Annotated in this window: 12 protein-coding genes; 4 read left to right on the top strand and 8 right to left on the bottom strand. The window is 61.1% G+C overall.

Going from position 1 to position 13,355, the window contains the following annotated elements; translation table 11 throughout:
• Positions 1 to 158: 158 nt before the first annotated feature.
• A complete protein-coding gene (locus KQ659_RS09840) occupies positions 159 to 2,693 on the top strand; it encodes a M14 family metallopeptidase (RefSeq protein WP_226929920.1) in 2,535 nt (844 codons plus the stop codon).
• A gap of 110 nt (positions 2,694 to 2,803) precedes the next feature.
• On the opposite strand, the gene KQ659_RS09835 is transcribed toward KQ659_RS09840, so the two are convergent.
• Both KQ659_RS09835 and KQ659_RS09830 read right to left on the bottom strand, forming a co-directional pair.
• Complete coding sequence (locus KQ659_RS09835) at positions 2,804 to 3,154, bottom strand: MmcQ/YjbR family DNA-binding protein (protein WP_216688950.1); 351 nt, start codon at positions 3,152 to 3,154, stop codon at positions 2,804 to 2,806.
• A 13-nt stretch (positions 3,155 to 3,167) separates the two neighbouring features.
• A complete protein-coding gene (locus KQ659_RS09830) occupies positions 3,168 to 3,341 on the bottom strand; it encodes a DUF6728 family protein (protein ID WP_216688951.1) in 174 nt (57 codons plus the stop codon).
• Positions 3,342 to 3,443: 102 nt separating this feature from the next.
• On the opposite strand from KQ659_RS09830, the gene KQ659_RS09825 reads away from it, so the two are divergent.
• Entirely contained in the window at positions 3,444 to 3,905 is a 462-nt protein-coding gene (locus KQ659_RS09825) for a nuclear transport factor 2 family protein (protein WP_216688952.1), read from the top strand.
• A 32-nt stretch (positions 3,906 to 3,937) separates the two neighbouring features.
• On the opposite strand, the gene KQ659_RS09820 is transcribed toward KQ659_RS09825, so the two are convergent.
• Together KQ659_RS09820 and ispG are read right to left on the bottom strand one after the other, a co-directional pair.
• Positions 3,938 to 4,252, bottom strand: a complete 315-nt coding sequence (locus tag KQ659_RS09820; RefSeq protein WP_216688953.1) for a hypothetical protein — start codon at positions 4,250 to 4,252, stop codon at positions 3,938 to 3,940.
• A gap of 15 nt (positions 4,253 to 4,267) precedes the next feature.
• Entirely contained in the window at positions 4,268 to 6,262 is a 1,995-nt protein-coding gene (gene ispG, locus KQ659_RS09815; RefSeq protein ID WP_216688954.1) for a (E)-4-hydroxy-3-methylbut-2-enyl-diphosphate synthase, read from the bottom strand.
• Positions 6,263 to 6,551: 289 nt separating this feature from the next.
• On the opposite strand from ispG, the gene KQ659_RS09810 reads away from it, so the two are divergent.
• Positions 6,552 to 8,000 (top strand): phytoene desaturase family protein, encoded by a 1,449-nt coding sequence (locus KQ659_RS09810; protein ID WP_216688955.1) that lies wholly within the window; start codon positions 6,552 to 6,554, stop codon positions 7,998 to 8,000.
• A 49-nt stretch (positions 8,001 to 8,049) separates the two neighbouring features.
• Here KQ659_RS09810 and KQ659_RS09805 read toward each other — a convergent pair whose 3' ends face one another.
• The 3 genes from KQ659_RS09805 to KQ659_RS09795 form a co-directional block, all read right to left on the bottom strand.
• The gene (locus KQ659_RS09805; protein ID WP_216688956.1) at positions 8,050 to 9,033 is read right to left on the bottom strand and encodes an NAD(P)H-quinone oxidoreductase; all 984 of its coding nucleotides are present in this window, start codon (positions 9,031 to 9,033) and stop codon (positions 8,050 to 8,052) included.
• A 110-nt stretch (positions 9,034 to 9,143) separates the two neighbouring features.
• A complete protein-coding gene (locus tag KQ659_RS09800; protein ID WP_216688957.1) occupies positions 9,144 to 9,587 on the bottom strand; it encodes a PAS domain-containing protein in 444 nt (147 codons plus the stop codon).
• A 122-nt stretch (positions 9,588 to 9,709) separates the two neighbouring features.
• Positions 9,710 to 10,066 carry a hypothetical protein gene (locus KQ659_RS09795; RefSeq protein WP_216688958.1) on the bottom strand — a complete coding sequence of 119 codons (357 nt, stop codon included), beginning with the start codon at positions 10,064 to 10,066 and terminating at the stop codon, positions 9,710 to 9,712.
• A 291-nt stretch (positions 10,067 to 10,357) separates the two neighbouring features.
• Between KQ659_RS09795 and KQ659_RS09790 the strand changes: the two genes are divergently transcribed.
• Positions 10,358 to 10,930, top strand: coding sequence for a hypothetical protein (locus KQ659_RS09790; protein ID WP_216688959.1), 573 nt, complete (start codon positions 10,358 to 10,360; stop codon positions 10,928 to 10,930).
• A 136-nt stretch (positions 10,931 to 11,066) separates the two neighbouring features.
• Here the strand turns inward: KQ659_RS09790 and KQ659_RS09785 are convergent, their stop codons facing one another.
• The gene (locus tag KQ659_RS09785) at positions 11,067 to 13,256 is read right to left on the bottom strand and encodes a glutamine synthetase III family protein (protein ID WP_216688960.1); all 2,190 of its coding nucleotides are present in this window, start codon (positions 13,254 to 13,256) and stop codon (positions 11,067 to 11,069) included.
• Between the last annotated feature and the right edge of the window lie 99 nt (positions 13,257 to 13,355).

Below are 13,355 nucleotides of genomic sequence, written 5' to 3'. Positions count from 1 at the left end.
GCATTCAGAAATAACCCACTCGCACCTGATTTTGTGCCCTACCTTGTGGCTTCAAAACCACTATTTCGTTTTCGATGTTCGCGTATTGCTCCCGCTTGAAAAGGGCATTTCCTTTTCAAATCTCCAGTTTCCTGCGTCTGGCGGCCTTATTAGTCGCGGTGTTGGCCTGTAACCCCACCCGCGCCCAGACGCCTACTACCGACGCCATCGGCCCGCTGCTCACCCCCGAGCAGTTCCTGGGCTACAGACTGGGCGCGCAGTTCACGCCCCACGCCGAGCTGCTGCGCTACGTGGCCCACATCACCGCCCACACGCCCGGCCGCATGAAGCTGGTGCGCTACGGCAGCACCTACGAGAAGCGCCCGCTCGAAGTGGTTCAGATTGCCAGCGCCGAATCCTTCGGCCGCCTCGACGAGGTGCGTCACAACAACCTGCGCCTCGCCGGCCTCGAAAGCGGCAGCGCCAAACGCCAGGAGCCGGCCGTGTGCTGGCTGAGCTACAACGTGCACGGCAACGAAGCCGTGAGCTCGGAAGCCGTGATGCAGGTGCTCTACGACCTGGCCAACCCCCAGGACCAGCAGATGCAGAACTGGCTGAAAAATACCGTGGTCATCGTCGACCCCTGCATCAACCCCGACGGCCACGACCGGTACGTGAACTGGTACAACCGCGTGCGCAACCAATCGCCCAACACCAGCCCCGACTCCTGGGAGCACCACGAGCCCTGGCCCGGCGGCCGCTTCAACCACTACTACTTCGACCTGAACCGCGACTGGGCCTGGCAAACCCAGCAGGAAACCAAGCAGCGCATTGCCCTCTACAACCAGTGGCTGCCGGCCGTGCACGCCGACTTCCACGAGATGGGCCCCAACAACACCTACTACTTCTCGCCCGCCGCCAAGCCCTACCACGCCGACCTCACGGCATGGCAGCGCAAGTTCCAGGGCGTGCTGGGCGACTACAACAAGGTGGCTTTCGACAAGAATAACTGGCTGTATTTCACCCGCGAAGTCTACGACCTCTACGCTCCTACCTACGGCGACACCTGGCCCAGCTTCAACGGCGCCATCGGCATGACGTATGAGCAGGGCGGCGGTGGCCCCGCCGGCGTGGCCTACGCCCGCCTCGACGGCGACACCCTGACGCTAGCTCAGCGCATCGCGCACCACCACGCCGCCAGCCGCGCCACCATTCAGGCCACCGCCGAGCGGCACGACGACCTGCTGCGCGAGTTCCAGAGCTACTTCGCCAACGCCGCCAGCAAGCCCCAGGGCGAGTACAAAAGCTACGTGATGGCCGCCGGCAACGACCCCGGCCAGCTCCACGCCTTCACCCAGTACCTCGACCGCAACCAGATTCGCTACGGCTACGCGCCCAAGCGCACCAAAACGCGCGGCTTCAACTACACCACCGGCAAAAACGGCGACGTCACCATCGAGCCGCAGGATGTGGTTATCAGCATGTACCAGCCCAAGTCGACGCTGGTAAAGGTGCTGTTCGAGCCGCGCCCGCAGCTCGAAGACTCCCTCACCTACGACATCACCTCCTGGGCCCTGCCCTACGCGTTTGGCCTGAAAGCCTACGCCGTGGCCGGCCGCCTCGATGCCTCGGGTGCCGCCGCCTCCGCGCCGGCCGTGAAGGGCAGCGCCGCTACCGATGCCCGTCCCTACGCCTACCTGGCCCGCTGGAACAGCCTACAGGACGTGCGCTTCCTCAGCCGCCTGCTGCAGCAGAAAGTGAAGGTGCGGTACGCCGAAAAGGCGTTCGAGTCGGAAGGCCAGCAGTACGCGCCCGGCACGCTCATCATCACCCGCACCGGCAACGAGGGCCTCGGGGCTCGGTTCGACCAGCTGGTACGTGCCCAGGCCGACTCGGCCGGCACCACGGTTATGGCCGTGAAATCAGGCTTCTCCACCACGGGCCGCGACTTGGGCTCCGGCTCGGTGCACTTCGTGAAGACGCCCAACGTGGCCGTGGTGGCCGGTCCCGGCATCGATGCCACGGCCTTTGGCGAGGTGTGGCACTTCTTCGAGCAGCAGCTGAGCTACCCGCTCACGGTGCTGGGGTCCGATTATCTGAACCGGGTTTCGATGCAGAAATACGACGTCCTCATCCTGCCCAACGGCAACTATACCGACCTGTATTCGGATAAATCGCTGGAAAGCCTCAAGGCCTGGGTGCGCGACGGTGGCCGCCTCATCGCCCTCGAAGGCGCGGCCAAGTTCCTGGCCAACAAAAAGGATTTCCTCCTGAAAACCAAGGTTGCCGACAGCGTGGCCATCAAAAAAGCCGCCAAGGACAACCCCTACCAGCTGCTGCGCCGCTACGGCGACTCGGAGCGCGAAGAAGCCGAAGATGCCGTGCAGGGCAGCGTGTACCGCGTGCAGCTCGACAACACCCACCCGCTGGCCTTTGGCTACAGCGACACGTACTACGCCCTGGTGCGCAACCCGCTCAACTACAGCTTCCTAGGCAAGGGCGGCTGGAACGTAGGCGTCATCAAAAAGAATAGCTACTCGGCCGGCTTCATCGGCACCAAGGCCCGCAAGCAGCTGGCCGATACCTTCGTGCTCGGCACCCAGGATTTGGGACGCGGCGAAGTGGTGTACCTGGGCGATAACCCGCTGTTCCGCGCCTTCTGGCAGGGCGGCAAGCTGCTATTCGGCAACGCCGTGTTCCTGGTGGGACAGTAGCACAGTAGCTTGGACTCTGCGAGTCCGAGCGTGAGCGCAGCGAGCATGCGGAACCAAACGGTCTCCAATGCAAGATGCTCGCTACGCTCACGCTCGCAGAGTCCAAGCTACTATTGCTCCAACGCAGCCTTTACGCCCTTGGGGAGCGAGGTCCGCACCAAATCATACGAGTGGTCAATCAGCTCCCGCAGCTGGCTATCGGGCGCGCCGGCTCCGATGAGCACGGTATTCCAGAGCTGCTTGTTCATGTGGTAGCCGGGCAGCACGTAATCGTGCGCCTCGCGCAGTTCCACGGCCCGCTCGGGGTCGCACTTCAGGTTGATGCTGGCAAAGGTGTTGATGTCGGTCAGGGCGAACATTTTGCCGCCCACTTTAAACACCAAGGTATCGGGCCCGAACGGTGTGTGCTCGGTCACGCCGGATTTTAGCAGGCAGTAGTCGCGAAAATCCTCAATGTTCATAGCACTCCAAACGCTACAATACGTAGCGGAACAGCATCACCACCAGGCACACCAGGAACATGGCCAGGCTGAGCTTATTGATGAAGTGCATGGTCTTCATGTTGAAGTTATTCTTGCGGCTGGGGTCTTTACCACGGAAGTAATAGCCGAGTACAGGACCGAAATTGAAGAGGTTTTTACCGTTCATGGCGGGGCGGGTTTAGTTGCTTAAAGACAACATCAGAAGCGCCAGAAAGATTTGTGACGCGGCATGCTTTCCTTCGTCGCTGAATCCAATAAAACCAAGTAGATGAAGCTGATTCCCGTCCTGCTGCTGGTGGCCGCCGCCACGCCCGTCGCCCACGCCCAAAAAGCCGCTGCCGAAACCGCCGCCGTGAAACAAACCATCACCGCCTTTTTCGACGGCATGCGGCGCGGCGACAGCACCGCCGTGCGCCGCACGCTGGCCCCGGCGGCCGTATTCCACGGGTTCGGCGGCCAGCCCGGCCAGCCGCCCACGCTGGAAATCGAATCCATCAACGGCTTTCTGAAAGCCGTGGGCACGCCCCACTCCGAAAGCTGGGACGAACGGGTGCAGTTCGAGCGGGTGTTAATCGATGCTAACCTGGCCAGCGTGTGGGCGCCCTACGAGTTCTACCGGGGCAGCCATTTTAGCCACTGCGGCTACGACTCATTTCAGTTGGTGAAGCTGGCCGACGGCTGGAAAATTGCGCATATTATAGACACGCGAAGGAAAGAGAAGTGCAAATAGATTCTTGATTAACCACCGTAGCCTACGCCTTATTAAATCAGGCTTATTACACGCTGATTCAGTCCACAGAATTCTACATTAATTTCAGCACATTCTTCAATATCAGTGAGGCAAATACCACCGACACATTCCAGAATTTCATTAGTCGGAAGTACTCCGATTAATTCTAAACCTGCCAATGCTCGCCAATTGGGCTGTTGTATATGCCTGCGAAAGAAGGATTGAAACTCCGTTAAGTAAGCAGTTGAAGGCTGTAAGACCCCTCCTACTACGCCCATTGAATCATCAATAACTTTTGATTCAATTACCCCAAGGGCAATTGGGCCTGCAAATAGCTGGATTTTCATTCGCAAAAGAATTATTTAACTTCCCACCGGCTCCCCCAACACCTCCTTCTCAATCCACCTTCCGTCCTCGCGCATCAGCTCAATCAGGTCGTCCACGGCCCTCTCCTCGGGCACCGATTTCTTGATGACTTCCTGGCCACGGTAGAGGGCAATTTTGCCCTTGCCCACGCCCACGTAGCCATAGTCGGCATCGGCCATTTCGCCGGGACCGTTCACGATGCAGCCCATGATGCCGATTTTGATGCCCTTGAGGTGGTCGGTGCGCTTGCGAATCATGGCCGTGGTTTCCTGTAGGTCGAACAGGGTGCGGCCGCAGCTGGGGCAGCTGATGTATTCGGTTTTGCTCATGCGGGTGCGGGCCGCCTGCAGAATGCCGAAGCTGAGCTGGTTCAGGGTGTCGATATCGCGCAGCCAAGCGTCCTGCTCCTGGTTGGGCAGGGCATCGGTGCAGAGCGATATACCGTCGCCGAGACCGTCGATGAGCAGGCCGCCCACGTCGGTAGCGGCATCGAGCTGGGTTTGGGCGGGGTTCTCGATGGTATAGCAGCGGCGCACCACCACCGGGCAGGTGATGCCAGCGTTTATCAAATCGAAAAAGGCCCGGCGCAGCTCCGGCATGGCGTGGGCGTTACTGGTTTCGAGGGTGAGCACCACCGTTTGGTCGATGCGCAGGTGCTGGAGCATTTCGGAAGTGAGCGCCGCCAGGTCGGCCAGCAGGAAATTGAGCTGTGGGTGGCGCTGCGCGGGCGTGGTGGCCAGGTAGGCGTCAGGCGTCATCAGCGGGTAGTGCTCGGGGCGGTGGCCGGCGTCGCGCCAAGCCGTGAAGGTCACGATTTCCTTCAAGCCGTTGGGCAGCATGTAGGGCACGGGCCGCTCGCCGGTGTAGATGTAGTCGGCCCCCAGGTCGCCCATCTGAAACTTATCGAGGAAGGGCGAATACAGGTGGCCAGCGGCGCGCAGGTCGCCATACTCTAGGTGTGGCAGGCGCGATAAATCGGCTACGACGCGGGGCACGTTCTGCCCGCCGAAATTGACCACTTCGTGCGTGTGCCGGCGGAAATACTGGAATGGATTAATCGGCTCCTCGCCCACCAGCGGCTTGATGGGCCGGGCCGTGGCCGCCCGCCCCGTGTAGCGGTCAATCAGCATGCGGGCCACCGGGGCTTCGGCTTCGGGGGCTTCGGTGAGCGACACGCGCACAGTATCGCCGAGGCCGTCTTCGAGCAGCGTACCAATGCCCACGGCGCTCTTGATGCGGCCGTCTTCGGCCTCGCCGGCCTCGGTCACGCCCAGGTGCAGCGGGTAGGGCTGCAGGCCTTCCTCGTCGAGCTTCTGCACCAGCAGGCGGTAGGCCTGCACCATCACCTGGGTGTTGCTGGCCTTCATGCTCAGCACCACGTCGTAGTAATTCTCTTCCTCGCAGAGGCGCAGGAACTCCAGCGCCGACTCCACCATGCCCAGCGGCGTGTCGCCGTAGCGGCTCAGAATCCGGTCACTCAGCGAGCCGTGGTTGGTGCCGATGCGCATAGCGGTGCCGTGCTGCTTGCAAATCTGGACCAGCGGCCGGAACCGCTCGCGGATGCGTTCCACCTCGGCCGCGTAGGTGGCGTCGGTGTATTCAATTTCCTCGAATTTCTTTTTATCGGCGTAGTTGCCGGGGTTCACGCGCACCTTCTCCACGATGCGGGCGGCCAACTCGGCGGCATTGGGCGTGAAGTGAATGTCGGCGATGAGCGGCACGTTGCAGCCCCGCTTGCGCAGCTCTTTCCTGATTTCCAGCAGGTTTTGGGCCTCCTTCATACTGGGCGCGGTGATGCGCACGTATTCGCAGCCGGCCTCTACCATGCGCAGCGTCTGTTCCACCGAGCCCATCGTATCCATCGTATCCACGGTGGTCATGCTCTGCACGCGGATGGGGTAGTCGCCGCCCATCGGCACGCCGCCAATGTTGACCACGCGGGACACGCGGCGCTTGTATTCAGTGAGGCTGGGGCAATACGTTTTATTCATAATCCAAAAACCAGGGGCGGTAGGCGAAAGTTGCGCCCTACTACAAAGGTAAAGCGGGAGCGGCCGGCACCGTATGGCAGTTGCGCGATTCCATTGGCTGGCTGAGCTGTGGCTGGCCCATCTTTACCCTTGGACTGCGGATGGCCCGGCCCGCGCCTGAGCGGGTTCCCGTAACCCTCGGGCCGTACATCCTACTTGTCGCGCTTGAATGCTGCCGCTGGCTGGGCCGCTTGAAATGAGGTCATGCTAACGTTCTTTTACATCAAACTATACCTAAACCCCACCCCACATGCGTACGCCCAGCTATGATGCCGTCGTCGTCGGTTCCGGCCCCAATGGGCTGGCGGCGGCCATTGTAATGCAGCAGGCGGGCTTGTCGGTCCTACTGCTCGAAGGCAAGCGGGAAATCGGTGGCGGCCTGCGCACGGCTGAGCTGACTCTGCCCGGCTTTCGCCACGACATCTGCTCCGCCATTCACCCACTGGCGGCGGCCTCGCCCTATTTCCAGACGCTGCCACTGGCCCGCTACGGGCTGGAATACCTCACGCCGCCCGTGGCCGCCGCCCACCCGTTCGATGACGGTACCGCCGCCGTGGCCGCGTCGCTGGCCGATACCGCCCGCAGCCTCGGCCTCGATGCCGAGGCCTATCAGCACCTGCTTGGCCCGCTCGTGGCCCAGTGGCCCAACATTGCCAACGACGTGCTGGCCCCGCTGCATTTCCCCCGGCACCCGCTCGATATGGCCCGATTTGGCCTCTCGGCGCTGCTCCCAGCCACGGTGCTGGCGCGATGCTTCACCCACGAAAAAGCCAAAGGCCTACTGGCCGGCATGGCCGCCCACGCCATTCAGCCGCTGAGCAACCTCACCACGTCGGCCGCTGCCCTGGTGCTGCTCATTGCGGCCCACCGCGGCGGCTGGCCCCTGCCCAAAGGTGGCTCGCAGGCCATTGCCGATGCGCTGCTGGCGCATTTCATCGCCCTGGGCGGGCAGGTCGAAACCGGGACTTACGTGCTTTCGCTGGCGCAGCTGCCGGCGGCACGGGCCGTGCTGCTCGACGTCACGCCGGCGCAGCTGCTCCAGATTGCCGGGCACAGCCTGTCAAGCATTTACCAGTGGCAGCTGCGGCGCTACCGCTACGGCATGGGCGTATTCAAAATTGATTGGGCGCTGGCCGCGCCCATTCCTTTCACCGCCCCCGAATGTGCCCAAGCCGGCACCATACACCTGGGCAATACGCTGGCCGAGATTGCCGCCAGTGAGCAAGCCTCGGCACGGGGCCAGCACGCGGCGCAGCCCTTCGTGCTGCTGGCCCAGCAAAGCCTCTTCGACACCACCCGCGCCCCGGCCGGGCAGCACACCGCCTGGGCCTACTGCCACGTCCCCAACGGCTCGCGCGTGGACATGACGGCCGCCATCGAGCGCCAGGTCGAACGGTTTGCGCCCGGCTTTCGCGACCGCATTCTGGCCCGCCACACCTTCGACACCGCCCAGATGGAGGCGTACAACCCCAACTACGTGGGCGGCGACATCAACGGCGGCCTGCTCGATATCGGCCAGCTATTCACCCGTCCGGCCCTGCGGGCCTCGCCCTACCGTACCTCGCAGCGAGGGCTGTACCTCTGTTCTTCGGCCACGCCTCCCGGCGGCGGCGTGCACGGCATGTGCGGCTACTACGCGGCCCGCCGCGCCCTGCGCGATATATTCCGGCTGCCCGCACCACCGCTGCACGGGGAGTAGCGCAACCCTACTCCAGCTGCACGGACGCTGGATGAGCTTGGCTTCTTTATCAGGCCTTCTCCCCACCCATTTCCAACACAATCTTACCGATGTGGGCGCTGCTTTCCATTAGCTCGTGCGCCGCCGCCGCTTCGGCTAATGGGAAGGCTTTGTAGATAACCGGCCGGAACTTGCCCGCCGCAATCAGGGGCCAAACGTGCTTTTCTACCTCCGCCGCCAGCGCCGCTTTAAAATCGGCTGAGCGGGGCCGCAAAGTGCTTCCTGTGATGCTCAGCCGCCGCCGCATCACCTCCAGCGCGTTGAATTCGCCCTTGGCACCCTGCATGGCATTTATGAACACTAACCGGCCGTCGTCCTTCAGCAGGCGCAGGTTTTTGGCGATGTAGTCGCCACCAATCATGTCGAGCACTACGTCCACGCCTTCGGCATTCAGCACTTCTTCAAAGTCTTCGGTTTTGTAATTGATGGCCCAGTCGGCACCTAGTTCCCGGCAGGCGCTGCACTTGGCCTCATCCCCGGCCGTGATGGCCACGGGGCTGCCCAGCGCCCGCGCCAGCTGAATGGCTGTGGTGCCAATGCCGCTGCTGCCGCCGTGCACCAGCAGCGTTTCGCCGGGCTGCAGGTTGCCGCGCTGAAACACGTTGTGCCATACCGTGAACACGGTTTCGGGCAGGGCGGCGGCTTCGGTCATGCTCAGACCGGTGGGCACGGGCAGGCAGTGGCGGGCATCCACCACGGCATATTCGGCGTAGCCACCGGCGGGCAACAGGGCGCACACGGCATCGCCGGGGTGCCAGCGCGTCACCTCGGTACCGGTGGTTTCGATGGTGCCGGCTATTTCCAGGCCGGGTACCAGGCCGGTTACGTCGCCGCTGCCGGCATACTTACCCTGGCGCATCAGCACATCGGGCCGGTTTACGCCGGCGGCATGCACCCGGATAAGCACTTCGTGGGCGGCAGGCGTAGGTTTGGGCTGCGGCCGAAGCTGCAGAACCTCAGGCCCGCCGACCTGCTGAATAATAATGGCATTCATAAGTAGGAAACGCTGGGGCAGCCTGAGCGGCCCGGTGAATTGGCAAGTGCCACGTCTACTAACGAAAAACGGCTCCGAGGAGCCGTTTCAAATACTACTTATTCGATAATCTACTGCTTACCAGCCGCTTCGCGCAGCTCCTTCACCTCGCGCTCCAAATCCAGCGTCCGGAACATCACCTTGGCTTCGAGGTCCGAATAGGCGGCTTCCAGTTGCTCGCGCATCTGGCGCTGCTCCTGAATATCGGTGCAGGTGCCAAACCAGGCGATAATCTGGCGGTCGTCGCCCCGGCGCGGCAGAGCCTGCCCCAAAAACCAGCGGTACGAGCCATCCTTGGCTTTGAAACGGTACTCTATGTTGTAGTCGTCGCCGGTGGCCAACGAGTGGCCCCACACCTCCCGGACGCGGGAGCGGTCGTCGGGGTGCAGCAGGTTGTTCCACATATCCAGCCCCACGCTGTCGGCCAGCACGTAGCCCGTAAAGGCCGTCCAGCGCTGATTGAAATAGATATGGAACCCATTCTGGTCGGTAATCCAGACCAGTTGCGGAATCACATCAGCCAAAAAAGTGAACTACTCGGACCCAACCAGCCCGTTTTGGGCGATGGCGGGCAACGGGGTAACTGCTTGCGGAGTGCTCACGAGTAGAGAAGCTTAAAAACCAAAATAAGAATATACTAAGCGCGGTCGAGCTGCATTTCCATACCCGACGCAAAGTACAGGTTCAGTTGGCTATGCAAGCCATCGGCCGAGCGGCGCATGCGCGTGACAAGGGCACGCGTTGCTTCATTGGTCAACTCGAAGTTGAGGTATGGCCGGTTCATGAGCTCGTCGCGCAGCACCGCCCAATTGCCGGTCTGGCCGGGGCCGGGCGGCGCGGGCGTGGTTTCCAAATGGCCCGGCATGAGCGCCAGCTGCTCGGCCAGGGCCAGCGGGCTGCCGGGGTCGTTGCGGTTCAGCACCCGGCTGGCTACCCGCCATTCGCCCCCCAGATAGTCATCCGGCAGATGTTGTAAGTTTATATCCAGCAGCAAATCAGATATACAGAAGAAAAAGCACCACTCTTAGGCAGAAAGTTAATGGAGTTGTTTAGAAAGTCCCCGAACGGTCATGCTTCGCTGCGCGCTGCATGACCGTTCGGGGACCTTTTGTGACTTTCTAAACAACTCCATTAAGTGGGGGGCTAAAATTGCAATAGAAATTAGCGATAATTTCGAAATTTCCGTTGTCCTCTTCAATCACCACTCACCCGGACTTCTAACCCATTTGGGCATCGCTACGTTCCTTGTGCAAGGCACCCAGGCCCACTATTTTGTTATCAAATCATGAAAAAACCGCGTTTCCTGCCTGCTATACTTGGGGCTGCTCGCCTCACTGGCCTCGCGGCCTGGCAAACCGGCCGCCTGTTTCGCCAGCTGGCCGCCCGCGCCCTCGACAGCGTGCAGGACGTGCTGCGCGCCGAAGTAGAAAAAGGCAACCTCAAGCTGGTGGCCGATTTCCTGGCCGATAAGGCGCTGCCCGCCGCCCGTGTCCTGCTCATCGAGCAAATGACCGTGCGCCTGCTGCTGCGCCTGGGCCTGCGCGGGGCGCTGGCGTCCAACGTGGTGGGCTGGGTGCTGCCCTTCGTCATCGAGAAGCTAATCATGGTGGGCAACAAAAGCGGCTTATTCGACAAGCTGAAGGCCAATCCCACCATCAGCGAGGCCTTGAACAAGCTCGACGAGCTGCGCAGCGCCACCTGGAAAATGCTGGTACCCGACCCCGGCAGCAGCGCCGAGGTGCTGGCCAACGAGGCCGACGATGCGAAAACGCCCCGCCTGCCCCTGCTGCTGGCCGCCCCGGCTCCTAAATCTCCAAAAACGCCCAAAATACCCCAGGCAGATATAATTTCGGCATAAATACGCCCAAATATCGGCTGCAAACGATTGTGGTCGGTCACCAAAAAAAGCCACCTCACCCGAGATGGCTCTTTCAAAACCGGGGCGCGGCGAGAATTCCCACCCAACACCGGACCCGATTCCGTCCGCTGACGAATTACCGGCTGAACAATAGTTCGCGGTACTTCACCAGAGGCCAGTCCTCGTCGGCCACCATCTGCTCCAGCTTATCAACGGCGCGGCGGATGGGGTCGAATTTTGGTTTCACTTCTTCGCAGTATGCTACCGCCTTCTCGCGGGCATCTCCGATTTTGTTGGCTTGCTTACGCGCCTCCGTCATAGCGTCGGCGTTGGTTTTGATGGTTGAAACGTAGCGGGAAATAGCTTTAATCATTTCCAGCGTTACCTGGCTGTGCTCGTCGTCGAGGCCGAGCTCACGAAGGCCACGCACGTTGTTCACCAGCTTGGTCTGATACGAAAGCGCGGTCGGAATGATGTGGTTGATGGCCAAATCGCCCATTACGCGGCTTTCAATCTGGATTTTCTTCTGGTATTCCTCCAGCAAAATCTCGTGGCGGGCATGAAGCTCCACTTCCGAGAAGATGTTGTGGCGGGCAAACAGGTCGGCGGCGTCCTCGCGAATCAGGGCATCCAAAGCCTGGGGCGTGGTAGCAATATTGCTGAGGCCACGCTTTTCGGCTTCGTCTTTCCACTCATCGGAGTAACCGTTCCCCTCGAAACGAATATTCTTCGAAGATATTACATACTCGCGGAGAATCTCCACAATAGCCACTTCTTTCTTCTTGCCTTCCTCAATCAGGGCATCAACCGACTGCTTAAAATCGATGAGCTGCGTGGCAACGATGGTGTTGAGCACCGTCATGGCCGACGAGCAATTGGCCGACGAGCCCACGGCGCGCAGCTCGAACTTGTTGCCGGTGAAGGCGAACGGCGAGGTCCGGTTGCGGTCAGTGTTGTCGAGCAGGATGGCTGGAATCTTGTCGATGCCCAGCTTCAGGTAAATGTTGTCGCCTTTGTCGAGCGGCAGTTTGGCGGTGCGCTCCAGCTCATCGAGTACGCCGTCCAGCATCGAACCCAGGAACACCGACATGATGGCCGGCGGGGCCTCGTTGGCACCCAGGCGGTGGTCGTTGCTGGCCGAGGCGATGCTCGAACGCAGCAGGTCGGCGTAGCGGTGCACCGCTTTGATGGTGGTGATGAGGAAGGCCAGGAACTGCAGGTTCTCCTTGGGGCGGCGGCCGGGGGCGAGCAGGTTCACACCGGTATCGGTGCTCATTGCCCAGTTGTTGTGCTTGCCGCTGCCGTTTACACCGGCAAAAGGTTTCTCGTGCAACAGCACTTTGAAATTGTGACGCTCACCAACGCGGGCCATCACGTCCATCAGGAGCTGGTTGTGGTCGACAGCCAGGTTGGCATCCTCAAACGTGGGGGCGCACTCAAACTGGTTGGGGGCCACCTCGTTGTGGCGGGTGCGCAGCGGAATACCGAGCAGATTGGCCTCTTCCTCAAACTCCAGCATGAAGCCGTGCACGCGGGCCGGAATCGAGCCAAAATAATGGTCGTCGAGCTGCTGGCCTTTGGCGGGAATGTGACCGAACAGCGTGCGGCCGGTGAGCACGAGGTCGGGGCGGGCGTCGTACAACGCCTTATCAACCAGGAAGTACTCCTGCTCGATACCGAGCGTGGTGTTCACACGGTTTACGTCTTTGTCGAAATAGTGGCAAACGTCCAGGGCCGACTTTTCCAGCAGGGCCAGCGACTTCAACAGCGGAGCTTTATAGTCGAGGGCTTCGCCGGTGTAAGCCACGAAAATCGTGGGAATGCACAGCGTCTTAGCGCCTACCGTTTCGATGATGAAAGCGGGCGAGGTGGGGTCCCAGGCGGTGTAGCCACGGGCCTCAAACGTGTTGCGGATGCCGCCGTTGGGAAACGACGAGGCATCGGGCTCCTGCTGCACGAGGGCCGAGCCCTTGAAGTTCTCAATCGGCCGGCCGTCGGAATTGAGGTCGAAGAAGGAGTCGTGCTTTTCGGCGGTAGCGCCGGTCAGGGGCTGAAACCAGTGGGTGTAGTGCGTGGCACCCTTGGCCATGGCCCAGGTTTTCATGGCCGAGGCCACGGCATCGGCCACGTTGCGCTCCACGGTCGCGCCCTGCTTGATGGCAGCCTGCAGCTTTTTGAAATAGTCACCGGGCATGGTAGCCCGCATGGCTTCCAGATTGAACACGCTTTGCCCAAAGCTGTCGGAGCGACGGGCGGCAGCGGGTGCCACAGTAATGGGGCGGCGCAGATTGACGAGTTCTAAAGCTTTAAAGCGGAGGATGGCCATAGGAATTGACTACCAAACGGAAAAATAGTGAGGCGGATGAGTTCGTATTCTGGGGGCAAAGATAAAACATGAATCACAAACCGTAGCAAACCACCCTAA

The organism is Hymenobacter siberiensis (assembly GCF_018967865.2).
GTDB classification, from domain to species: domain Bacteria; phylum Bacteroidota; class Bacteroidia; order Cytophagales; family Hymenobacteraceae; genus Hymenobacter; species Hymenobacter siberiensis.
Note: the sequence above shows the minus strand (reverse complement) of the source record. Positions and strands in the feature narration are given on the sequence as shown.